Raw genomic sequence first — 25,350 nt, forward strand, 5'->3', positions numbered from 1 at the left:
GAAGTAATGTTTGCCGGGGCCAGCCACAAATGCCCTCCAATTTGTGGCTGGCCCGTTTTCGTCCCCGCTCCCCCCATTATTTTCCCCACACAAAAACCCGCTCCTATCTATCAGGCAGCGGGTTTACGCGGGCTATTTTATCGGGCCATCTGGCGTTTCGATAAAATCATCACTTTTTTTTTATAATCACCGAACTTGAGTTGCTTTAAGCCATATTCCTGAACAAAATGCACAAAGGCTTGCCGTGGCATCCCGAGCTGCTTAGCGCCCACCGATGGCCCCAGATTGTCCTTGATGTAGAGGTCTTTCATAACTTCTACTAAGGCCTTGTCATGTCGCCGCTCTATTTTCTCTCTATAAGAGTCATACTCCGTCATAAGCCTTTCATCTCACTTTCTCAGAAAATTTATATAGGTCTTGCGCATCTTCTTATTACTTATATCTCCATTACAATATCTTTCGGCAGTTATTAATAGTCTAAATGGCATGTTTTTTTCAATAAATTTTTGACAATCGAACCTCTCGCACTAAATAAATGAATTTTCAGTCTAATTTTCCATAGAACACTACACGGCGCTTAATGCAGCCTGAACGAAAATTTCTCTGCTTCCGCTTCTTTCATGAAATTTTCCATCACATGATCGCTTTCAAAATCTTTGGCTTTGATGCGGTCTCGCTTGGATGCTTTCCGGTATGCGGTTTCACTCAACAGCAACTTTTCAATCTGTTCCTGGACACTGAACAATTCGCTGTCTGCAGAAAACGAATCACCGCTTTCATACGGCGGCAATTGGTGAAGAAAGCCTTCCGTCAACCCGAAGCGGTCATTGATTTTGCCAGCGATTGCCGGAATGCCGCAGCCTGCTGCTTCAATCAGCGATACACCCATGCCGATAAAACAAAAAGTATCTTGCAATGCGCGTTTTTTATCCGCATGAGTTATGGCTCCGTGCAGGAAGATGTGATCGCGTGCAGGAGAGTTGGCGATTTTTTTGCGCAAGCTATCTTCCCCCTGCCCTGTCCCGTATATATGGAAAGTGAATTCTGGATCGATCCCAATCAACCCTTCCATGATGTCAACCATATAATAATTATAAGTTCTGAAATTCGCTAGCTGTCCTATAGAGACGATCCGGCGTGACGCGAAGTTGCCCAGTGTTTTGGTGGGTGAACAAAAGTCCAACGGCATCGGGAAAATCGAATTGTTCAACGACTCTCCAATCGCCTGCTCGGTCAGCTGTTGAATTGACGGATTCATAAACAACAGTTTTGTATGAAATTTTGGGTCGATTAGCTTCAGAGTCTTGATCACCCCTGCCATGCTCTCTTGCTTGTAACTTTCTGGGTGATAAACGCCAGACAGTCGTTTTTCTGCAGGCAGCAGATAGGACAGAAGGAACGACTTCGGCCCAAACGAATAAACCAAATCGAATTTATTGGCGAAGCGCATGCTCAGCATTTTGGTGGCGAGCCACAGATTGACGGAAGGTTCACTTTTGTCTTCATCGACCACGATGGTGACGCCCTTGACAGATTCTAGCTGACGCAGCAAAGGACCCCCGCTGCTAAATAAGAACAGTGTCACATTATAACCGCGTGCGCTAAGCCACTTGACCATGCGCACCACCAAAATTTCCACGCCCCCCACTTTCATATTCTTATGAATAAGTGCAATCGATTTGATGGGACGTGTCTGTTTTTCGAAATCAAAGAAATGGTCATTATTAAATGTAATCATCTATTCACCTCATCTGAAGATATGTCTTTTATTGTTTTTTTATGGAGTCTGCGTATTTGTATTTTTTCATGCACCATTCGATGGTAATGCGCATTCCAGTTTCAAAAGGCGTAAACGGCGCAAAGCCAAGAACCTGTTTTTGGGCAGTTGGATGTGCAGTGGATAGAATGGCATTCTCTTGGATCAGGTCTTGGTCATTTCCCGGGAAATTCTCCCTCAGCAAAGCGTTAATCTGTCGCGCAAGCTGCTGGTCATCCAAAATGGCGTTAGAGCCAATGTCATAGCGCTGTCCGGCATCTCCCAGATGGAATACGGTATCGATTGCTTCGCATAAATCGCCGACAAACAACCAATTGCGTAGCTGTCCTCTTTCTGGTATGGCTAATTCCCCTTCTAGTGCTCGTTGGATAGAGCCCGGGATCAGTTCGTCATCTTGCTGCATCGGGCCGAAGATGTCTGGACTGGCCGTGATGACGATGTCTAAACCGTGTTTTTCATGGAAACTTTGAATCATCCGATCGGCTCTGCCTTTGCTTTCGCTGTAAAGCGTGTTTGCCTGGGCACCCGCCAGTGACAAATAATGAAAGCGTGATGCAGCATATCGGGATTTTGGTTGGTGATTATCTACCATCCAAGCGCTTTGTGCGGCATGTAGCAGGTTCATCGTGCCAAGTACGTTTGTCTGTTCGTAAAGGCGAATTTCCCCCACTCGATCCATGCTTCGCGTTTCCGCCGCAAAATGGATGATATCGGTGATGTCGTATAGCTCGAACAAATAACTGATGGCGTAAGCATTTCGGATATCGACATGATGGAACGAATAGCGATTTGCCTGTTCCGGACAATGGATATTTTCCGGATTGGCCGCTTCGGTGTTGTAGTCGATATTGACAATTTGGTAATTCGGGTATTTGTTCAAATAATAATGAATCATATTGGAGCCGATAAAGCCGTGGCCTCCAGTGACCAGTATAGTTTTAGCACTCACAGCCATTCACCTCTTCTGCTGGTTTTTCAACACCAAAGTCTGGCGTGAGCAGTTAACTCTCTACGCTGTCCTCTGTCTTTGTGATCAGGAATACTTTCTATGCTAGAATATTTGTGTAAAAAATAGGTTAAAAGATATTTTTCTCTAAATATTTAATTAGTATACATGTTAACTGGATAATTTGCATTAGTATTTATAAATTTTACCATACTTTAGTTACATCTTTTCTTCATATAGTGATGAATATATGTATAAATGGAAACATTTTATTATTTTTTAATTTATTTTTCTTACAAAATTATTTTCTTGTAGGATTTCGTAGGTCTTATTGATTACTTCGTAGTTTCATGTGTTTGTTAGGATCGTTAGGAGAGTGCTCGGACGGAAAAAATAGGAGCACGTCCCTCTAAAAGCGAAGGCGCGTGCACTTCCGCCGCCGAGCGATTTCAGAACCATTCACTTGCTATCCTCCCCCAAACACAGCGGGGTTGCTGGTCATCACCACAACACTAAGCCGAGGCGCGACAAGGGCTAGGCAAAGCGATAAGACGAGTGTTCTTCTCGGCTTATAGCCAATGAGGGACCAGACGTTTCTGGGACCTCATTGGCGACGAGCTTGCGCAGGAGCCATCGTCTCTGCTCTACCCAAAGCGACCGAAGCGGCTTCTCGAACCCCACAACACTCTTTTACCTGATAAGTTGTCGGATCACAGTCTGGGAGCACGTCCCTGTGTCGGCCACAAATTGAGGAACATTTGAGTCCGACACAGGGACGGTAACGGGCAAGCCACAAATTGGAGAACATGTGTGTCTTGCCCCGGTGAACCACGCTCCCTTTCTCCCCACACATTTATTCCTAAACCCATAAAAAACCAGCCTTCTCAAAAGAAGGCTGGTCGATTTTGCTATGGCACCAATCGGTTGATCACTGGCAGTTTTTGCATCGCCAGAATGATTCCGAACGAGATGGCGAATATTAAGAGCCAGACGAGCGGCACGCTGATAATCGGGTTGAAGGTGGTTTCATTCAATCCGAAAAACCGATTCAACGAAATCTGGATAAGCGGATGAATGACGTAAATCCCGAATGTGGCGGTGCTGATTCGTGTGATCAGGGCATTTGGTTTGATCTTTTTGCTCATGTGCTGGAATCCGGTGAAAACAAACAGCGTGATGAACAGGTTGTTGGGCCGGTAATGCTCGTAGAAGAACTCGTCGAATTCATCTGCTGGCACGCCGATGTTCAGGTAATAAGTACCCCAAAAGGTCGCAAAATAACTGACCAGGGCGAGTATCCCAAGCGGCATTAGGTATTTTTTCGGCACTGGATAGAGCACGAGATAGGCACCGAGCAGGAAATAGCCGATGTAGGGCTCGAACAGTCCGGCGGCCAGCGCAATTTCAAAGTCGAAGAATTTCGGCAGGAATGGCAACAAGCTGGAAAAGACAATCCAGAACAACAAAAAAGCCTGGAAAGTTTTCTTGTCCATGTGATCGACGAGCAACTTCAGAAACGGCGCCATTAGGTAGAGGCCCGTGATGGTGTATAGGAACCACAAGTGGTAATAGATGTCGTCGGTCAGAAACTGGACCAGGATTTCATACGCGGTATACGACTCTCCCAGTTCGTAAATATTGTACAGCGTGTAAATGCCGCTCCAGAAGATCAGCGGAATGACGACTTTTGCCAGCCGCTTTTGCAGGAATTGCCAAACACTTTCTTCTTGATCACGCGTCAGCAGCAAAGCGCCACTGAGCATGAAGAAAATCGGCACACACCAGCGCAGTCCCGCGTCAAAGACATTGGCAAAATGCCAGATCCAGTCGTCTGTGGACGTGCTGTTGATGATTTTCGATACTACATGAATGCCGACAACAACGAAAATCGACAAAACCCGCAGCCAATCCATATAGTCGTATCTTCTGGCCATGTGGGCAACTCCTTCTTATTCTATGTATGTTGCTTCTAGTTAAATTCAGGCGAAGGGGTTATTTCGCAAAATAGCTCTGCTTTCCTTCTTGAAACTCCTTGGTTTTGCTTCATGTATTCACTACTAAGTCATTTCGAATCACAAGACAGTCCTCCTAAAATTGACTGCCTCATAAATTTGAACACTGTCCCCCTCTGTATCTGGACGATAGATAGAAGAACGGTAAAACCGTCTGCTCCTATATCGCTGCACTAGCTTCCGCCTAGAGTGACTTCTTCAACCTGTTCATTTTTTTAAAAAGCTTTTTATTCCCTCTATCATTCTAGCCTGCCGCAGGGGTTTGAGCCAATACGAAAAGATTACATCTGTGTGACAGATTTTATCCTGCTTTTAACAAGCGGAAATTCAAGAAACTGTAAAAGCCCGATTGGATCGACCAACAGTCAGTTGGGAATCCCCAACTGAGGGAAGTTTTACTTTAGTTCACCAACTGTTGGCACAACTTCTTGATATCTTGGCGATTGGTATCGAGCAGCTCCTGGCCGAGTTCGACTAGGGCTTGGAGGTTCGCTTGTGAGCCGTCGTCGAGTTTTTCGGTACCTTTTTTCAGCAGCTCAATCTGGAATCGATAATAGCGTTTGGCTTCTTGACGATCCGGCAAGACATAACCCAACTGATAGTCGACCACGTCTGAGCTGCCGTCCATCAGGATGTACCAAAGCGGACGCGCCCAACCGAGTAGCCCCCAGGTCCTGAATTTTTCGAATTCAATGGTCAGTTGCGGATTCCCCGTGCCGAGTGACACGACCAATAAATCGTCATCGTCCGGGAAAATCTCTTTTGCTTCAGCATAAGCGCACATCGCCGGGTTATTGGCAAAAACACCACCGTCGATAAAGCAGGCTCCTGGGTAAGCTTTGATCTTTTTTGGCACGAAATACGTTGGAGCTGCCGAGGCGGCGCGTGCCACATCCCTCATGTAGACATTCTTTTCGATTTTCTTCGCGTACACGTCGCGACTTTTGAAAAAGGCCGTAAAGCGCCCGCGGATTTCGTAGCTCGGAATCACGACGTCTTTTAAGGCTTCGGAAAGCATGGTTTTTCCGAAGTATTTCTTCAAAGTCTTTTCCAGCGCCATTGCGTTGTAGCGCCGTGTAAAGATGCCTCGCGTGATTTTAAAGAATAGCGATTTATCGAAAATTTCGTGCGACTCCTCCAAATAAAATCCCAGAAATTGTTCTGCCGAGTAGCGAGGTTTGTCTGGAGCTTTGTCATCTGGTGTGACCAGTCCAAGCGCTAGGATGCCTCCTGTCGATGCTCCGACAACTAAATCAAACAGTTCGGCAATCGGCTTTCCGGTCTGCTCCTCAATTTCCGCTAGCAGCATCGCAGGAATAATGCCACGCACGCCTCCCCCATCAATCGATAGAATCTTTTTCAACACCATGACCCTCTTTCTGAATTTTTCGTTTCTTTTAATTGTAAGAAGCTAACAGATTATTGTCAAAATTGGCGGAATGAGAAGTTATTGCGGTCAAAGTATTTTCATTATTTAGATAGAATCTTATTTTTTTAATAAAAAAATGATGGTGTACTAGGTAAAGCGATACAGTCTACCATTCTTTTTTATATCAATTATCTTGCATAGCTAAAATAAAGCTGGAAGGAATTTAAAATTTGGATTTATTAGGAGATTAATTGTTACAAACAAACCAATTTTATTACTTAAACCTGTTTTTCATAGAAATAAACCTTATTTATATTTTTTATTGACATCAAAAACCCCGCTGTTATAGGGTTTTTAGGCATGATATTATTTTGTTATACAACTGTAATATAACTGCAATTGAAATGACGTTGTTTTTACTTTGTTCTCTCTATATAGTAAATGGCAGAGCAAAATATTATTAATTCATATACTTGGATAATAAAAACTTGGGGGGAACCAACAACAATGAAAAAATTATTCTTTACGCTACTCACAGCAGGATCATTGCTATTTGCTAACTCAGCCACGGATGCACAAGCAGCTCAACCCGTTCAAAACAACGTCTCTTCATCTGTCGAAACTACGGATTCATCTGTACAGCAAGTTGCAGCAAGCAAAGCAACTGCAAAATCAGGCACGTTTAAAATGAAATACAACTCAAACGTTCGTGCGGATGCGGGAACAAAAAATAAAATTGTCACTATGGCTAAAAAAGGATCTATCGCTACAGCAACTCACCAAAAGAAAGTCGGCAAAGCAACTTGGTACAAAGTGAAAGTCAACGGCAAATCAGGATGGGTATTAAGCACATTGCTTACTTCAACAACTGTTAAGAAAGCTTCCGTTAAATCAGCTTCTTCTTCATCAGTCAGTTCAGAAGCGTTGGCACTTAAAGGCATCCCGTACAAATTTGGCGGCACGACTCCATCTGGATTTGACTGCAGCGGATTTATCCAATACGCATTTAAACAAGCAGGCAAGAACGTTTCACGCACAACTCTTACACAATTCGCTGAATCATATACAGTTGGCAGCCCACAGCCAGGCGACTTGGTATTCTTCGCTAACACATACCGCGCAGGCATTTCACACGTTGGTATTTACATTGGCAACAACCAGTTCGTACACTCTGGCGGAGCGAAAGCAGAAGTCAAAAGCATGGACGACCCTTACTGGGGCAAGAAGTTCCACAGCTACAAACGGTTCTAATTTAATAGATTTTTTAAAAGGGTGACCCGAATGTCTGCTGATAGCAGGCCTTTGCTGGTCCCCTTTTTTTGTGTGAAAAAATTGTGCTGGGTGAAGATATCGCTTCAGGCAGACGGTTTCGGGCCCACGGGATGTGGGTCATGCCTGGATCGCCGTGCTTGCTGGCTGTCGTGGGCTTATCACTTCATCGCTCCGCTTTAAACCATTGGCCAAAGAGAGTTCGGATCATGGTTTAAAGCAAAGCTAGCGCAACGGACACAGATGGTTTTACGTCGCCCTCTGCCGTTTCTTTTAGCTTTCTTCTATATGAATTAAGAAGTGAATGGCTTGTTTGAGTAGCAGAGCAGCGCGATGTGGAACTATCGAGAATGGCCTATGCTCAAACATTTTTCATGAAACTCGTGTAGAAACGGAAAATACCCGAGTTGAAGCACAAAACTACTTGTAGAACCTCCCCCCACTTCAAAGCGATCCCCGCGTTTGTAAAAACACAAAAAAGCAGACTCCCATAAGAGCCTGCTCTTTACTCGTTTGCAATATCCGCAATTTGATAATCTCCATACTCATCAATGACCACTGTGTAGACGCCTTCGTGTGAAACAGTTGACGATTCACCACTCGTTTCTTCGCGGTAAGTAAACTCGGCTTCCGCTTCGACAGTGGCGCTGTCTTCATTGACTTCGATACTGGTAATGGCCGGCTGGACGGTGTCGTAAATGCGGTCTGGACCTGCGTATTCGTCGATCAGCTTGGTGGCCTCCTGCTCCGCTTCACTGTCTGGCAGAATATAGGACAGATAGTAGGAGGAGTCGGCATCGTTCAGCGAATACGGCATTAATTCGTAATAGGCGGAGATGAAATTTTCCAGCAGGTCATCGGCAAAATAGGCGTCTTTGACATCCTGTAGCACGATTTCCTGTTCTTCTGTGGTGATCGGGTTTTCGACCCATTCGGTCAACTGGTCCCAGACCGTGTAAATGGGAATGGTATAGCCAGAACCCGGTTTTTCCTCGAGAATAATCGAGTTGATGCCAAGGATTTTGCCGGTGTCAGTTGCAATGAGCGGACCGCCACTGGAACCTTGGGCGATTTCTGCGTTCATTTCATACAAGCTGTTGTATTGGTACTGATCCTCAAAATCGAGATCGATGGCTGTGATTTCGCCGGTGGTAGCTGTGTTGTTTTGGTCATGGGGGCTGCCAATGGCAACGACTGGGGAGCCGATCGCGACCGGCTCCATTTCAATTTCTAAAGGTTCTTTGCCGGCCAGCTCATCGACGCGGACAATCGCTAAGTCCTGCGTATCGGACACCCCGATAACATGGCCGTTGAATTCCTGGCCGTCGCTATTTTTGACGGTGATATAGGACGCATCCAGAACGACGTGGGCATTTGTCAGAATGTCGCCTTTCGTATTGATCAAGAAGCCTGAGCCTTGCTCCAGATCGCTGTACAGCGTATAGACATGGGTTTTGGCGTTGGCAATCATGGAAGGCAACACGGTTTCAGCTTCAGGCGTCTGTGAGCCAGACTCTAGTGGTTGGGATGGCTGTGGTTCTGTTTCGGGCGCTGTACTATCTGTACCCATCGACAAATAAACGCCCAATGCGATTACTGCCAGCAGCGCAAGCGATAAAGCGGCAATGATTTGATTGTTCCGATTGATTTTTGGTGATGGCTTTTGGGTCATTGCAATCAGCTCACTTTTTTCTTTCTGGTTCCATTATAGACGGTTAATTGTTTGGGTGCCAGGCACCCAAACAATTCTCGCTCAATTCAGTTTCTCGCCTTCCAAGTCCAGGAGATCCGTCTCTTTGCAATACAACAAATAATCCGCTATACAACTGGAGTAGGGTGGAGGTAAAATTGTGGGCAAATAGCTTAAATCGAGGAATTCATATGGAGAACAGAGGGACTCTGCATACAATCGATAAGAACTGTGCGGATAATCCTTCATGTCTTCTACCATCGGTTCATTGGTATTGATGGGGTTTCTGTGGACGTAGCGGCTGATGGCGAGAATGCTTTTGTGGGTTATCGCTTTGCCGGCATAATAGCGGCTTTCGTAAAAATAACCGCAGTAGTTGTACTTTTTCTTATAATAATCACTATAGCGCTTGTTGATGAGTGCCATTAGTTTTCCTAAAGGCACTTCAGATGACTGGATTAATAGATGATAATGATTGGTCATCAGGCAATACGCTAGCATCGTAAATGGATATTTTTCATGAGCATAGGTCAGTATTCTGAAAAAGGCAGCTACGTCTGAATCCTCCAGAAAAATTGCTTGTCTGTTGTTGCCTCTCATGACGACATGTTCATATGCGTTCGGGTTCCATATGCGCCGGTTTCTTCCCATATTTTCACACTCCTTTTCTAAACCTTCTATAATATAGTAGAAAGAACAAAGATTTTCGTCAATTGTTCTAAAAAGCGGATAACTTGTATTTGTCTATAGGTTAAGAGCCTAAAAATGACTTTTCACGCTAAAACCTGCCGAAAGCTAGCTGTTTTGGCTTTAAAATATTTTTTTGAATTGTTTGGGTGCCAGGCACGCAAACAATTCAAACAAACAGGCAAGCAATCAAGATCTGATTGCTTGCCTGTTTGTTTTATCTCAATAGCTTCATTTTGTCGAGGGCGCGGTATAGAACTGCTGCGGTTTCACCTCTTGTGATTTTTGCTTTCGGGTCGAAGATGTTGTCTTCGCGTCCTGTGATAAAGCCAAGTGCATAGGCTTGTGAAACAGCTTCATTTGCGTAAGGACTGATTGTCGAACTGTCCGCAAATTGATGCGTCGTGTCTAAACCTTCGAGCAACAGAGCTTGCTGGTATTCGACTGCGCGTATCATCATGACTGCTGTGTCTTGGCGAGAGATTGGCGCTTTTGGATCGAATGTGTTCGTCGTCATTCCAAGAACGATTCCCGCGCGAGCGGCGGCTTCGATTTCTTTGGAAGCCCATGTTTTGTCTGGTCCTGCATCTTTAAATTTGCCTTCAGACTCTTTTAGCGGCAACTTGAGTGTACGGACTAGCAATGTGGCAAATTCAGCACGTGTCAATTCGGCTTGTGGAGCAAAAAGTGTAGCTGTTTGTCCTTTGATGACGTTTTGTGAAGCTAATGCTTCAATTTGAGTTTTTGCCCAATGTGACTGAATGTCTGTGAATGCGATTTTCGCTTTTTTCATAATGGTGAATGGTTTTTTCGTGACGTTTCCGGCCGCATCCACAACTTTCAAGGTAAATTCGTGATCACCCGGATCACGAACAGGCACGTCAATGGTGATGTCTTTGTTGAACGCGACTTCGCCATAAGGCTCGCTCATGTCATGGCTGTAAACTTCGCTGTCGGTTAGGTAAACTTTGATGGCATCCATATTGTCTTGGACATTAAACGTGACTTTTGCTGTGTCTTTAGTGGAGTCGAGTATTTCGGGTGCGTCCAAAATCTCCAGTGATGCGGGACGTGTGTCGACTAGCACTTGGCTGCGCACTTCAAGCGAATTGCCCGCTTCGTCTGTCGCTTTGACAAAAATATCATGGCGTCCATCTTCAACTGTCAAAGTATGTTGGAAAAATTGACCGTCAAAGCGAAGCGCTTTTTCATTGTTCACTGTGACTGAAGTGATGCGTGATTTGTCTTCTACACTGCCAAAAACTTCTACACGTTTGGTGTTGAGTACTTCAAGAAGCATGGGTGAAATGATCGAAATGGCTGGTTTTTGCGTATCAACGACGGAACCTGTCAAAGGAACCGTGGTTTTATTGCCAGCAGTGTCATAGAAAACGGCTTTTAAGCTATCGCCTTTTTTCAGATCCTTTAACAGTACGTAAAGAGTGGTGCTTGGCGCTAATGTTTCGACTTCATAAGTCTCGGGATCGTCCGTTATAGCTACTCCGTTCTGCAAAATTTCCCAACGGTCTGGTCCACTGCCTCCTGTATTATCTTTGAAATTTGTTACCGTCACCGTCTTACCTTTTAAGGCTGCCTTTGCAGTGGGCGCCACTGTATCGACCAATATCGGTAGCGTCAACGACTGCCACTCGGCATTTGGATAATCAATAACGCCGCGGAGCTGAATTTGGTACTTGCCGTCTTTGACCGTTTTGCCAAGTACTTCTCCATTCCATTCATTAAAAAAGTCGTAATAATAAGGAAAGGTATCGTTGAAATTTTTCACTAAATTTTTTCCAGTTTGTAGCGTTCGTAGTTTCTTCCCATTTGCATCTAACACGTTGACCTCGATTTGCTTGGCGTTACGTAACAACGAGAACACCGGAATGACGGATTCACGGCTGCCATCGCCATTTGGTGAAAAAGCAAAACGCGCTGGAACAAAGCCTTGCTGATGGCTACCCCCGTTGAGTATTTGACCAAAGTCATCAGTTAAGAAAGTCGAAGCGTAAAACGTTCCAGGGTTCCAAGCCACATCGTCAAAAATAGACGCGTTGTCCCATTCGCCGTTAAAGCCGAAATATGGAACGACGAGCGGTGTGTTGCCCGTCACGTCTGCTTTAGCGTCTGTCAGCGTGATAAATCCATCAATAAAGAATCCATTGGTGAATGCCGCAAATTCTGGACGTCCTTTTAATGTTGACGTGTCAATGGTCACGCTAATTTTCGCTACCCCATTTGCCGGCACCGTTACGAGTTTGGGTGACGTGATTTTAACAAAGTTCGTCACGACAGTAGAGCCCGAAAGATTGGGATCGGTGACGTTTATTTTTCGTTCTTTGTGTTTGGTGACAGCATCTGCTTGAACATCGACTTTTACTGCATACGTCGCTGCTTTGTTCGAGAAGTTTTTGGCTTGAAGCGTCATCGTTATTTTGTTGTTTTTTATTTCTTTTAACGCTATTTTGGCTTCGCTGCTCGTTTGGTCTGTCAGCATGACATCAGTCGATAACGCGTCATGCAGTTGCATTAGACCCGCACCTTGACGTCGTGGCGACACATATTGCCCTTTTTTGAATTCAACCGGATTAGATGTGTTCATCAGTAAGTTTTTTGCGAATGCTACACGGTCTCTCCCATCTAATCCAAGTTCTTTAACTCGTTGGAAAACCAAAGCCGCTCCACCCGCTACATGCGGTGCCGCCATTGATGTCCCACTCATCAAGCCGTAACCATTATCGTTTAGCGTTGAGAAGATATTGCCACCCGGCGCTGTGATTTCTGGCTTAAAATCCAAATTGGGTGTCGGTCCCCAAGACGTAAATTCGCTCATTTTGCCGGCATTCGAGTTCGGCGTCTCGAGCTTTTCTCCGTCAAAGACGACCGTTCCTTTTTTACCTGCCTGCAACCCTGCTTTCATAGCAAGTCCATCTACTTGAAGTGTCGACATAAAAGGAATGCTGAGGTATGGATCATATTCCATTGTGACCGGTCCAGCAACGTTATTGTAAATAATCACACCGGCAGCACCCGCTGCTTCAGCTTCGTATGCTGCATCGATAAAAGGAATAGCACCTCGCGCAATCAACGCAAATTTTCCGTTGACATCTTTCCCTGTAAAATCTTGAGGCCGCCCTTGCCCCGCATCGACGATTTGATAGGATTCATTCGGCACCGGCTTTACATTGTTCGCTGGCATGTACAATGCACGTCCTGCTTTGACGTTGTTTAGTTTGTAAATAAAGCTATCTGCAGTAATAACATCATTTTCAAATGACGCCACACCCAGTGAATCAACTGCAAGTCCCGGTGTCCCAATCAAGCCGTAATCTTGATTTTCTGCGAACGGCGCTAAAAATCCAGATCCTAACTTGTCTTCATTGCCAGCAGAAATCGCAACCAATACACCATTATTCGTCGCGCGTTCTACTGCTTGTTGCTCGGGGTTTGATGTATCCACGAATCCAGCTGTGGCACCGAGCGATAAATTGATGACGTCAGCGTCTAGTTTGATGGCATCATCAATGGCTTTAATGTAAATATCTCCAAAAGTTGATGCCGAGTAAGCATCATTGCCAAATACTTTTAATGCTAATAATTGCGCTTCTGGAGCGACGCCTTTAATGCCGCCTTTTTCCTCATTGCCATTGGCACCAATCGTTCCTGCTACGTGCATGCCGTGCATCGAAGCGTCCGGCGCCACGTCACGGATTTCGGTATTGGCGTCCATGTAGTTGTAACCGAATGGCACTTTTTGTGTGAAAAACGCACCTTTTTCAATATCGTGATTTGAAACAAACGCTTCTACTTGAGTTTTCGTCAATGTAGCCGTCTTGTTATTGCTCAACACCATGTCCCGGTGTCCCGGGTCAATTCCTGTATCAATGACGCCGATAATCATTCCTTCTCCTTTAAAGCCGTAGTCGCGCCAAGCTTGCTGCGCTTGAACCAGCTTTTTAGAATATTTCATGAGTGGCTTTACCTCTGGCCGTTTGTACTCGGTTGCCTCGTATACTGCTTTGACGTTTGGCAGCTCCGCAATTTCAGCCACTTGTCCTGCTTCAACTTCCGCCGAGAAGCCGTTAAAGACGGTTGTAAAGGTTTGAAGATAATCGATTTTTGGGGCCACTTTGGTAATAGCTGCCTGTACGGTTTCTTGTTTCTTCATGGCATCCGCTTCGATGCGCTTTTTTTGACTATCTGGCAGTTCTTTGTAAAGTACTCCTTTGGTAGTTGCGATTTCAATTGTCGGCTCTTCTTTTAACTCGATGATGATCCGCACTTTTTCTTTTGGCGATTGTGGTTTTAGCAATGTTTGGGCTAACTTCACTTCGGGATCCGGCACTTTCGACACCGCCGGGCTACTGAACCCTGTAACACTACTGATTACTAACAAAACCCCCATTAGCCATACACCTGTTTTTTTCATACATCGTCCTCCTCTTCCTGTGTAATTATCTTAATTATCAAATAACTAAATCACCTTCATTTTTCCATTTAATCAACCAAAAGTCTATGGTTCCAAAGTTACTGTTTGTGGATTTCTTGAGGTATGTGGAGATATGGTGATAGTTTTAGAAGTTGTCTTCGCTTGAAGAGTTTTTTAGAGAGAGTGGTAATTAGGTTTGTTGCGGTTCTAGGAGTCGCCTTCGGGCGCTTTGGAGTGGACTCTCGCGATAAGCCGGGCGTCGCTTTGCTTGCCAGTCTTATCGCTTCGTCCACTCCCTGACGCGCCTCCGCTTGGTATGTGTTTGACAAATAGATTTTGTTTTTGTGTTGGATAGATAGTGAGCGTGGGGGGAATCGCTCGGCGGCGGTGGTGCACGCGCCTTCGCTTTGTGCAGATCGTTTTGGTGAGTGGTAATCGTTTTATCGTTGTACTTTAAGTCGCCTTCGTGCGCTTTGGAGTGGGTTCCCGCACTAAGCCAGACAGCGAAAAGACGCTGCCAGTCTTAGTGCTCCACCCCCTCCCTGGACGCGCCTCCGCTTGGTATGTGTTTGACAAATAGATTTTGTTTTTGTGTTGGGTAGATAGTGAGCGTGGGGGGAATCGCTCGGCGGCGGTGGTGCACGCGCCTTCGCTTTGTAAGATGGCAATTGTGGGAGTAGTTTTAGAGAAGTTCTAGAAGTCGCTCTGGTCGCTCTGGAGTGGGTTCCCGCACTAAGCCAGACAGCGAAAAGACGCTGCCAGTCTTAGTGCTCCACCCCCTCCCTGGACGCGCCTCCGCTTGGTATGTGTTTGACAAATAGATTTTGTTTTTGTGTTGGATAGATAGTGAGCGTGGGGGGGGGAATCGCTCGGCGGCGGTGGTGCACGCGCCTTCGCTTTGTAAGATGGCAATTGTGGGAGTAGTTTTAGAGAAGTTCTAGAAGTCGCTCTGGTCGCTCTGGAGTGGGTTCCCACACTAAGCCAGACAGCGAAAAGACGCTGCCAGTCTTAGTGCTCCACCCACTCCTGTGACGCGCCTCGGCTGGGTGAGTGGTTGGTAGGCAGCATTTTTGTTTTTTTGTGGGGGATAAGGGAGAGTAGGGTTTTGGAATCGCTTGGCGGCGATGGTACACGCGCCTTCGCTTTTAGAGTGAAAATGAGAGGGTTGTGGGTTTTACCTGGGTGTTTTGTGTTTCAACCCGGGTGTTTGCTTTTTATACCCGGGTGTTTTCCATTTATACAGATATGTCCCACTTCTATACACGAATTCTACGAAAAAGCATAACTTATCTATCAATAGAGAACAGAAAACCAAACAAGAGCAACTTACTATACAGAATGCTGGCTTTTCGCAGGCGAAAAGCGAAAGTGCAACTCCCTTTTTAGTAGCTGCATGTTCATTCCTCATTCCTTACCTGTAAGAAGATAGCAAGAAAGAGCAAAAGGTGGCCCTTGGCAGCTAGCACCGCGACATCCTGTCGCGCTAGCTGCATGACCCGCCTACTGCGGGCCCGAAAGTGTCTACCTGCAGCGATTTCTTAGCCCATCCTCTTTCATTCCTTTCCAACACAAAAAAACAAGCAAGCAATCAACTTTCTGATTGCTTGCTTGCTCGTTTTTCAGAAGAACTTTTGAGGTTTCTTCTATTGCAAAGAGTGTTTTATTTCAATAGATCCATCTTGTCGAGGGCGCGGTAGATAACTGCCGCTGTTTCGCCTCTTGTGATGTTTGCTTTCGGATCGAACAGGTTACCGCTGCGTCCAGTGATCAACTCTAGTGCTTCTGCTTGTGATACGTATTTCGCTGCATAAGGACTGATTTTTGAGTTGTCTTTGAATTTATGCGATGCGTCCAACCCTTCAAGCAATGCTGCTTCTTTAAACTCAACTGCACGAATAATCATTACTGCTGCGTCTTGACGAGAAATCGATGCTTTTGGATCGAACTTATCGCCTGGCAATCCTTTAACGATGCCTGCGCGAGCTGCTGCTTCGATTTCTTTTGTAGCCCATGTCGTTTTCTTGTTTACGTCTTTGAACATGCCTTCTTCTGCTTTCAAAGGTAAGTTAAGTGAACGAACAAGCATTGTTGCATATTCAGCGCGTGTTACATCGGCTTTTGGCGCGAACAACGTATCTGTTGTTCCTTTGATGATGTTTTGTGAAGCCAATGCTTCAATTTGAGTTTTTGCCCAATAGTTTTGAATATCTGAAAATGTTACGTTTGATGCTTTGTTAATCGTGAATGTTTTTTCAGTGACATGGCCAGCTGCATCTTCGACCGATAGTGTGTATTCATTTGCGCCAATTTTCTTGACTAGCACTTTGGTTTTGATGTTTTGGTTAAAGCTTGCTTTGCCGTATGGCTCAGATAGGTCTTTTTTGAAGACTTCACTGCCGTTTACGTAAGCATAGATTTGGTCCAGATTGTCTTTGACATTGAATGTCACTTCGACTTCAGAGACATTAGCTCCAACAGTTTTTGGTGCGCTCACTATAGTAACGACAGCTGGAGTTGTATCTACCAATATTTGGCGGCGTAGTTCCATTTCGTTGCCGAACTCATCTACTGCTTTGACCACAACGTTTTGAGATCCGTCTTTGAATGTGACAGTGTGCTTGAAGTTGACGCCGTCAAATTCTTTGGCTTTGACGCCATTGACTGTCAGGGAAACGATTTTCGACTCGTCTTCTACACGGCCAGCGACTTCTACTTTGCTCGTATCATAAGTTTCCAAAACTTCTGGTGATGTGAAGAAGATGACCGGTTCTTTTGTTTCATCTTTAGATGAAGCTGTAAGGTTTACTTCTGTAGCATTGCCAGCGATATCGTAGAAGACCGCTGTCAATTTGTCGCCCGTTTTTACTGGTGCTTCCACTTTATAAGAAGTGGTTGTCGGTGCAAGAGATTCATCTTCAGGAGCTTCTTCGTCTTCTGTTACTTCATCGCCGTTCAAGTAAACTTCCCAACGGTCTGCGCCGACGCCTGAAGCGTTATCCGCAAATTTTGATACGTTCACTGTTTTCGTTGCAGCAGTATAAGTAGCTGCTGCTTTTGGAGCTACTGTATCGACAATAATTGGGAAGTTGATCGACTGCCATTGTGCATTCGGGTAATCAATAACTGCACGAAGCTGGATCTGGTATGCTCCATCTTTTGCCGGCTTGCCATCAATCATTCCATCCCAGCCGTTCAGCTGATTGAATGTAAAAGGTTCTGTCGATGAGTAATGTTTAGTTAAACTAGAAGCTGTACGGATTGTGCGCAATTTTTTGCCTGCTTTATCCAATACGTTGACTTCAAATTCTTTAGCGTTTCTCATCAATGAATAGACAGGGATTGCCATGTCTTGCAATTCATCGCCATTTGGTGAAAATGCGAAGCGCTCAGGAACAAATTTCCCTGCGTGCGTTCCGCCAGTGATATCGTTGCCTGATTCATCTGCCAATTGTGTGATGCCGTAATAGCTATCTGCATCCCATGTGAAACCGTCGAAGATGCTGGCATCGTCCCATCCACCGTTAAAGCCGAAGTAAGGAACGACCAATTCTGTGTTGCCTGTGACTTCTTCGTTTTCATCCGTCAAGGTCACAAACCCGTCAACGAAGAATCCGTTTGTGAAAGTTGCGTATTCTTCCATACCTTCAAGAGCGGACACGTCGACCGTTACCGCAACTTCTGCAGTTCCATTTGCTGGAACCGTGATGGTTTCAGGAGCGTTGACTTTCACGTCTTCTGTTACCACGTATGAACCTGTTACATTTGGTGCTGTAATGGCTGTTTCGCCTAATTTCGTTGTGTTATCCGTTTGGACGTTTACGTCTACTGCGTAAGTTGCCGCTTCGTCAGAGAAGTTTTCAGCTTGCAATGTGAACGTAAATTTGTCATTTACAATTTCTTTCAATGCCACTTTTGCATCGCCTGTTGCTTTGTTCGTCAGCATTACGTCTGTTGATAAGGCGTCATGCAGTTGCATCAAGCCAGCACCTTGACGGCGTGGAGATACAAATTGATCTTTCGAAAATTGGACTGGATCTGCTGTGTTCATCATCAAGTTTTTCGCAAATTGAACACGCTCGCGCCCTTTAAGGCCAAGCTCTTCAATGCGCTGGAACATCAATGCTGTTCCACCTGAAACGTGAGGAGCCGCCATTGACGTACCGCTCATCAAGCCATACCCATCGTCGTTCAAAGTCGAGAAAATATTGCCGCCCGGAGCTGTGATTTCAGGTTTGAAATCAAGGTTCGGTGTTGGACCCCAAGAAGTGAAATCACTCATTTCACCAGCACTTGGATTTTGTGTTTCAAGGAATTCACCGTCAAATGAAACGGCCACTTTTTTGCCTGCATCCAATTGTGCTTTCATTGCCACGCCGTCTGCTTGTAAAGCTGACATGTATGGAATTTTGATCGCAGCATCTGATGCCATGCTAATGGTGCCTGTTGTGTTGTTGTAAACAATGACGCCAATCGCGCCAGCGGCTTGTGCTGCTAAGCCTTTTTCAACAAAGCCGATTTCGCCGCGTGATACCAATGCAAATTTACCAGCAAGTTTCTTGCCTGTATAATCAGCCGGTTTCCCAAGACCTGCATCGACTACTTCGTAGCTTTCATTTGGCAAATCTTGTGGATCTGCGTCATTAGCTAATAAATACATTCCGCGTCCAGCTTGTGCACCGTCCACTTGGTAAGCAAAGCTCTTTGCCGTAATCATATCGTTTTCAAATGACGCTACACCAAATGAATCGATTGATGTACTTGGTGATCCTGTCAAACCGTAATCCTGGTTATTTGGAAGCGGGTAAGAATAGCCCGATCCGAACATATCCGAGTTTCCTGCTGAAATGGAAACCAAGATGCCATTGTTTGTTGCTCTTTCAACTGCTTTTTGTTCAGGGTTTGAAGAATCCACAAATCCTGCAGTTGATCCAAGTGACATGTTGATGACGTCTGCACCCAATTTGATCGAATCATCAATCGCTTTGATGTAGATATCACCGTAAGTTGATGGATAAAGCGGGTCATTGCCGAATACTTTCAGTGCCAATAATTGCGCTTCTGGAGCTACGCCTTTGATGCCGCCATTTTCTTCATTGCCATTAGCGCCTACTGTACCGGCTACGTGCATACCGTGCATAGAAGCTTCTGGTCCAAGGTCAAGAATTTCGTTGTTGCCATCCATGTAGTTGTAGCCGAATGGCACTTTTGCTGTAAAGAATTTACCATTTACAATGGATTTTTCAGCCACTAGCGTCGCTACATCAGATTTCGTGATGTCGCCCGTTGTGTTGTCTGTTAAAACCATATCTTTGTGGCTCGGGTCGATTCCGGTATCAATGACACCAACAACCAGGCCTTCGCCGCGGTAATCGTAATCTGTCCAAGCTTGTTGCGCCTGAACCAATGCTTTCGAATACTTCATTTCCGGCTGAGCTTCAGGACGCTGATACTCAGTCGCTTCATAGACTGCTTTGACGCCGTTCAATTTAGCGATGTCTTCAACAAGGCCCGCTTCAACTTCAGCGGAGAACCCGTTAAAAACAGTTGTGAAGTTTTCAAGATAGGCAATGCGTGGAGCTATTGAAGCAATGGTTAGCTGGACGGATTCCTGACCCGTGACAACTGCCGCTTCCAATGTTTCTTTTTGGTTTTCAGGAAGGTTTTTATAGAGTACGCCTTTTTCGGTAGCGTTTTCAATCGCCGGTGCTTTTTCAAGCTCGATGATCACTCGGACCTCTTTTTCCGGATCTTCAGGATTTACGAATGTTTCCGGAATGTTCAATTCCCCTTTTTTCAATTCCACGTTTGGTACGTCCGATGAATTCACGGCTGCCGAGACCCCGGTAAGGCCGAAAACAGCTGAACTGAATGTCATCATGAAGACCATCGCCAACAATAAAAACGGTTTTAACTTCGTCAATTTTTTTCCCCCTTAGTTCTAATTCGCAATTATAAAGAATCTTTACAATTGCACAACAATTTAAATTTACCATATATTTTCAATGTTGCAAATAAAATTTTTGGTTATTTCTTGTAATTGACGGATGTTTAAGAGGTTTTTACTAGATATAGCTTGATATTATTTAGTTTCTCGAATTAAAAAATTTTTTTGACTCGAGAAATTTTATGGGTGGAGAATTTTGAAGGATAGAGAATTCGCTGCAAGTGGACGCTTTCGGGCCACAGGATGTGGGGTCATGGAGCTAGTGCGACAGGACGTCGCGGTGCCAGCTGCCGCGGGCTAGCGCAGCGATGCAGCAGCACATCTTCGCCCTTCGCCGTCTTGCGCTCTTTCTTCTAAGCAACCTTGAGTAACAAGTCACGGATACGGAACAAACCAGCGGAGACTCTTATGAGAGCAGCGTAAGTGACATTGAAAGAAATCCACTCGGGCAGGCCCGAGTTCGTTCGGCGCCAGCTCTTAGCAGCTGATTGGCGAAACATTAACAGCCCGGAATCATTCGTTCAACTTATACAATTACCTTTTTCCGGGTTTTCACTCACAAATAAGCTGTTATTTTTATGAAATGGGTGGATAGAAGCGAAGTTTTCTTGTAGAGAAGCAAAACACCCGGGTACAAACACAAAACACCCAGGTAGAACTCATCACTCGCTACTCTACTCAAAGCGAAGGCGCGTGCACACCGCCGCCGAGCGATTCTAGAATCCCACTCTACCTACCCACCACTAAAAACAGAAATGCTGCCTACCAACCACTCACCCAGCCGAGGCGCGCCACAGGAGGGGGTGGAGCACTAAGACAGGCAGCGTCCCTCAGCTGACGGGCTTAGTGCGGGAACCCACTCAAAAGCGCACGAAGGCGACTTATCGAATTACTCTAAACCGATTACTACTCTTCAAAACTATCCTGACCAAGCAAAGGCGCATGCACCACCGCCGAGCGATTCTAGAATCCCACTCTACCTACCCACCACTAAAAACAGAAATGCTGCCCACCAACCACTCACCCAGCCGAGGCGCGCCACAGGAGTGGGTGGAGCACTAAGACGGGCAGCGTCCCTCAGCTGACGGGCTTAGTGCGGGAACCCACTCCAAAGCGCACGAAGGCGACTTATCGAATTACTCTAAACCGATTACTACTCTTCAAAACTATCCTGACCAAGCAAAGGCGCGTGCACCACCGCCGCCGAGCGATTCTAGAATCCCACTCTACCTACCCACCACTAAAAAAACAGAAATGCTGCCTACCAACCACTCACCCAGCCGAGGCGCGTTAACGGAGTGGGTGGAGCACTAAGACGGGCAGCGTCCCTCAGCTGACGGGCTTAGTGCGGGAACCCACTCCAAAGCGACCGAAGGCGACTTATCGAATTACTCTAAACCGATTACTACTCTTCAAAACTATCCTCATTACTCCAAAGCGACTGAAACGTTTGATAGAACCACTCCAAAACGATTACTACTCACCAAAAAAAACACATAAAAAAGCTTGATCAGGATAACCTGATCAAGCTTGGCAAAAATTATTTCACAAGATATGGACGAAACAGTGAAAACATTTTCGCTGTTTCTTCGCGTGTCGTAAACTTCGTTGGCATATACTTGCCGTCAAATCCTTCGACAATCTCCAAATCGTATAGCATTGTGATAGCTTCTTTAGTTTCCATATTGAAATACTTGTAATCGCTGAATGGTGCATAGTTGTCGATTTCGTATTTATCGTTTTTCAACTCGTACACACGCTTCAGCATCAATGCGAAGTGTGCTCGGCTGATGAATTGATTTGGCTTGAATTCAGTAGCCGTTACACCATTGATAATACCAGCATGATAAGCTGCATTGATTTCATTTTGATGAATTTGTCGCAGGTTTGAAATATCCGTAAATGGTGATTTCTTCGAACCTTCAACTTCCAATTCCATAATGCGCGTCAGGATGGTAACAGCCTGTACACGGCTCAAGTTATTCTTAGGTGAGTAAGTTGTTTCGGAAGTCCCTTTAATCAGATCTCTATTGAACAAATCTTTAATATATGGGTATGACCAAGCGGTTTCTTTCACATCTGTGAATGGGAAGTCTTTCTCTGGAACTTCTTCTTTTTCAAATGCAAGTTGCGCCAGCAACGGATCGTGATCCGAAGCGCGGCCATGCTGTTCCATGAACATCGCATTGATGTGGACCATGTCCAATTCCGTGCGGTCTGCTAGGTTGTTGGTGACCAATAGGTGGTCAAGAACTTGTGAATTGCCTTGATAATGATAAGAGAAACGGTCTTCGACTGGGACGTCTTCGACTTTATTCGTTAGAATATCGCCTTTTAATGCATCAAGTGCTGGTGTGAATTCAAAATCGTTCATGTCGCCTGCAACGATGACATTGAGATCCGGATCCTGTGCCAAGCCTTTTTCAATAAACCCATTGATGGCAGTTGCCAATTGGATGCGCTCTTCTACAGAACCAAGAACTGGTGGCTGGTTCTGGCCGAACAATGGCTGATCTCCGCCTTTCGAGTTCAAGTGGGCGCCGATGATAACGACTTGCTCACCCTGGAACTCGAATTGTGCAGCGATTGGTTTTCGTGTGTTTGGCATAGGGATCGGCTGGACGCGGCCTGGGTTCAAGGCAAGTTCGCCGTCTATCCATGAGTTGTCCTCAGTTGCTGTGCCTTTTGTTCCTTTTGAAAGAGTTACGCGTTCCGGGTTGTAGAGGTAGCCGACGCGGATATTCCCGCCTGGCTGTCCGCCGTCTTTGTTGTATTCAGGTGCGATGTCCGTCCAGACGTAAGTCGGACCACCCGCTGCTTTGATGCCTTTGATTAGGCGTTCATAGCTTAACGTTGCGTCACTGTTTCCTGACTTAATCGGACCGTCACTGTCCTGCACTTCAACCATGACAATAACGTCTGGTGAATTTAGGTCCTTGACGAACGATTCCGCAATGCGTTGCGCTTTAGCGTCAGATGTGTGGCTTGGGTCTGCAGAGAAGTTCTCTACGTTATAAGCCGCTACCGTTAGTTCATCTTCTTTGTTTTTAATCCATGTCTGTTCAGGCTTAGTGCCGCCGTCTACCAGCTGTGGAAGGTTACTTTCTGCGGTCCAAAGTTTATAGTTGCCGAATCCGAAGCCCATTACGCCGATGATGTCTCCGTTAAAGGAGTCACCTGCTTTGGCTACGAAGTTTTCATTGTCGAAATCGACCGTGATGCGTTCTGGGTTGTAGTCATTTTCTGAAAGTAGGATTCCGCCTTGTTTATGGAATTCCGTGTTCGGTGAGTTTTCAGCTACTACGACCAATTCGCCGTATTTCTGTGGTCCCACGACTTGTGCGTTCGGTACAGCTAAACGCATCAATTCAAGCGATTCCCAGAAATCGATGCCGTCTTCTTTTGGATCAAATGATGTCAAGCCATCGTTGTCGATAATTTCAGATGGCGGTTGGACGTCTTCTCCAATTACTATTGGTTCAGGAAGTGGAGCTGTCCCTGTTTTGACTGCGTCAGTTGCACGGATGCGCGTGATCGGCAAGTCATTTTCCTTCATATCTGAATAGCCTTCTTGGAAATGCTCTTCCACGGTTCCGTTAACGGTAACCAGGTCACCAACTTGAAGACCGTTTGATGCTTTGTTAACGATCAATGCTTCTGAAGTTGTCAAGTCGTCATCAGGGTTGGTGTCTTGAATAACGAAGTTTGCCGAGTTGTAAAGGTGCGTTACGACACCGACGATTTCATTGACGGCTACGCCTTCGTAATCCGAGTAATGGCCGTCGCCTTGGATGTCACGAATTTTCAGGTCCGCTGTTTGTAGGACCGTGTATTCAAATGTGAACACTTCGGATGTTTCGTCAGCAATTGCGATTGCGTTGATCGCCGTGTCTTTTGTTAAAACGATTGGGGCTGTGTATTCTGTGCTCGCGGCAGTTGGTGCTGAACCATCAAGTGTGTAATAAATATGGGCATCTTCCCAGCCTGAAGCCAGTGTGATTTCAGCCCCTTCAGATACGACACCAGGGAAGGTATCGACGTATACTGCCGGTTTGTTGACAAGCTCAAAGCTGTCAAAGCCAAGCGTTTTCACTTGGTAAGAATCATTGAATTTCGAAGCGATTCCGTTTACATGGATCGCGTCGCCTTCTTTATATTGTTTTGTAAATTGCTCGAATGTTACGCCGTTGCGGTTATCGTTGCGGATGGTTACCGCTTCATCGTTTTCAGCAACAGCCGAAAATTCGAATGTACCATAATCGTTAACAGATTTCAGACCTGTGATGGTTACGTTCTGCATTTCGACGCGCTCGCCTTGTGTGTCTTCATTGACACCAGCTGGCTCAACGGTTTGGACTGCCGGCAGTTCATTGTCCGAAGACAGAACTTCCACTGTGTTCGGCTGCAGCTGCAGTTCGCCGCTGTATTCGGAAACAGTGCCTGTCAAACGGACAATGTCTCCCGGTGCAACTGCTGCATTCGACGTGTAAACGTAAATTCCGGCTGTATCATCCTGTGCGTAAAATGCGTTACCGCCCCAGAATCCTGTTCCGGTTGTCACGGTCGCCTCAACTTGGATCAGTTGACCGGCCATTGTGCGTGCTTCTGCCAGTGAATCCACGACAATCGCCTCGGGTGGAGCTTCACCTTCAGATTCTATTGTGAAAGCAGTTGGAGATTTAAGGCCTGGTGTTGAAAAATAAGCTTCCAGAGTTCCTGTGATAGTAACTTCTGCTTTGAAATTGGTCGGATTGTCGACCAAGTTCAAACCTGCGCGGATAGATCCTATCGGCAATTGAACCGGGAGAATTTTTGTCGGATCGGTTTCATCCGGAGAATCGGCAAGACCTAAATTTGAAGTAGCTGTAAAAGGTGCTTCCTGATCATAATTGCCTCCGCTTATTACAGCTCCCACAACAAAGCCTTTCACTGTAGCTGACCCTGAGTTGTTCGCAATCGCTTCAGTAACCGTAATCGGTTCTGCAGCATTTGCCGATGTCGCCATATATGGCAGCATCGCGGATAGTATCAGGACAAGGCTCAAAAATATCTTGCTGAATGCATGCTTGGTCAAGTTATTCACTCCTGATTCATATTTTTGATACATGTTTATTATACTTGAAACGTGGAAGCGCTTTATATTTTTTTGTAAATTTTCTATCAATTTCCTCAGAAATAATAAATGATTGTAAATTTTTCACTAATTAAGCAGAACTAAAGAAATAAC

11 protein-coding genes are annotated in these 25,350 nt (G+C 45.5%); 1 reads left to right on the forward strand and 10 read right to left on the reverse strand.

Annotated elements, in window-relative coordinates; translation table 11 throughout:
• Positions 1–137: 137 nt before the first annotated feature.
• From BBH88_RS14285 to BBH88_RS14305, 5 genes are all read right to left on the reverse strand, one after another.
• The gene (locus BBH88_RS14285; protein ID WP_065536617.1) at positions 138–377 is read right to left on the reverse strand and encodes a hypothetical protein; all 240 of its coding nucleotides are present in this window, start codon (positions 375–377) and stop codon (positions 138–140) included.
• 200 nt (positions 378–577) lie between these two features.
• A complete protein-coding gene (locus BBH88_RS14290) occupies positions 578–1,738 on the reverse strand; it encodes a glycosyltransferase (protein ID WP_065536616.1) in 1,161 nt (386 codons plus the stop codon).
• A 28-nt stretch (positions 1,739–1,766) separates the two neighbouring features.
• Positions 1,767–2,732 carry a GDP-mannose 4,6-dehydratase gene (locus BBH88_RS14295; protein ID WP_065536615.1) on the reverse strand — a complete coding sequence of 322 codons (966 nt, stop codon included), beginning with the start codon at positions 2,730–2,732 and terminating at the stop codon, positions 1,767–1,769.
• Between the two features lie 899 nt (positions 2,733–3,631).
• A complete protein-coding gene (locus BBH88_RS14300; protein WP_006829483.1) occupies positions 3,632–4,657 on the reverse strand; it encodes an acyltransferase in 1,026 nt (341 codons plus the stop codon).
• Positions 4,658–5,135: 478 nt separating this feature from the next.
• Positions 5,136–6,104 carry a patatin-like phospholipase family protein gene (locus BBH88_RS14305; protein ID WP_083387791.1) on the reverse strand — a complete coding sequence of 323 codons (969 nt, stop codon included), beginning with the start codon at positions 6,102–6,104 and terminating at the stop codon, positions 5,136–5,138.
• Between the two features lie 507 nt (positions 6,105–6,611).
• Between BBH88_RS14305 and BBH88_RS14310 the strand changes: the two genes are divergently transcribed.
• Positions 6,612–7,355 carry a C40 family peptidase gene (locus tag BBH88_RS14310; protein ID WP_006829485.1) on the forward strand — a complete coding sequence of 248 codons (744 nt, stop codon included), beginning with the start codon at positions 6,612–6,614 and terminating at the stop codon, positions 7,353–7,355.
• 523 nt (positions 7,356–7,878) lie between these two features.
• On the opposite strand, the gene BBH88_RS14315 is transcribed toward BBH88_RS14310, so the two are convergent.
• From BBH88_RS14315 to BBH88_RS14335, 5 genes are all read right to left on the reverse strand, one after another.
• On the reverse strand, positions 7,879–9,045 hold the full coding sequence (locus BBH88_RS14315; protein ID WP_065536614.1) for a S1C family serine protease: 1,167 nt from the start codon (positions 9,043–9,045) through the stop codon (positions 7,879–7,881).
• An 81-nt stretch (positions 9,046–9,126) separates the two neighbouring features.
• On the reverse strand, positions 9,127–9,714 hold the full coding sequence (locus BBH88_RS14320; RefSeq protein WP_065536613.1) for a transposase: 588 nt from the start codon (positions 9,712–9,714) through the stop codon (positions 9,127–9,129).
• 253 nt (positions 9,715–9,967) lie between these two features.
• The gene (locus BBH88_RS14325) at positions 9,968–14,179 is read right to left on the reverse strand and encodes a S8 family serine peptidase (RefSeq protein WP_065536612.1); all 4,212 of its coding nucleotides are present in this window, start codon (positions 14,177–14,179) and stop codon (positions 9,968–9,970) included.
• 1,660 nt (positions 14,180–15,839) lie between these two features.
• Positions 15,840–20,099 (reverse strand): S8 family serine peptidase, encoded by a 4,260-nt coding sequence (locus BBH88_RS14330; RefSeq protein ID WP_065536611.1) that lies wholly within the window; start codon positions 20,097–20,099, stop codon positions 15,840–15,842.
• A 1,564-nt stretch (positions 20,100–21,663) separates the two neighbouring features.
• Entirely contained in the window at positions 21,664–25,197 is a 3,534-nt protein-coding gene (locus BBH88_RS14335; protein WP_065536610.1) for a DUF6359 domain-containing protein, read from the reverse strand.
• Between the last annotated feature and the right edge of the window lie 153 nt (positions 25,198–25,350).

Origin of the sequence: Planococcus antarcticus DSM 14505, assembly GCF_001687565.2 — a bacterium.
In the GTDB taxonomy this organism is placed as follows: Bacteria; Bacillota; Bacilli; order Bacillales_A; family Planococcaceae; genus Planococcus; species Planococcus antarcticus.

Excerpts from the sequence above, each read along its gene's own strand:
- BBH88_RS14290 (WP_065536616.1), bottom strand. The coding sequence starts at position 1,738 with ATGATTACATTTAATAATGACCATTTCTTTGATTTCGAAAAACAGACA.
- BBH88_RS14285 (WP_065536617.1), bottom strand. The coding sequence starts at position 377 with ATGACGGAGTATGACTCTTATAGAGAGAAAATAGAGCGGCGACATGAC.
- BBH88_RS14320 (WP_065536613.1), bottom strand. The coding sequence starts at position 9,714 with ATGGGAAGAAACCGGCGCATATGGAACCCGAACGCATATGAACATGTC.
- BBH88_RS14310 (WP_006829485.1), top strand. The coding sequence starts at position 6,612 with ATGAAAAAATTATTCTTTACGCTACTCACAGCAGGATCATTGCTATTT.
- BBH88_RS14300 (WP_006829483.1), bottom strand. The coding sequence starts at position 4,657 with ATGGCCAGAAGATACGACTATATGGATTGGCTGCGGGTTTTGTCGATT.
- BBH88_RS14295 (WP_065536615.1), bottom strand. The coding sequence starts at position 2,732 with ATGGCTGTGAGTGCTAAAACTATACTGGTCACTGGAGGCCACGGCTTT.
- BBH88_RS14325 (WP_065536612.1), bottom strand. The coding sequence starts at position 14,179 with ATGAAAAAAACAGGTGTATGGCTAATGGGGGTTTTGTTAGTAATCAGT.
- BBH88_RS14315 (WP_065536614.1), bottom strand. The coding sequence starts at position 9,045 with ATGACCCAAAAGCCATCACCAAAAATCAATCGGAACAATCAAATCATT.
- BBH88_RS14305 (WP_083387791.1), bottom strand. The coding sequence starts at position 6,104 with ATGGTGTTGAAAAAGATTCTATCGATTGATGGGGGAGGCGTGCGTGGC.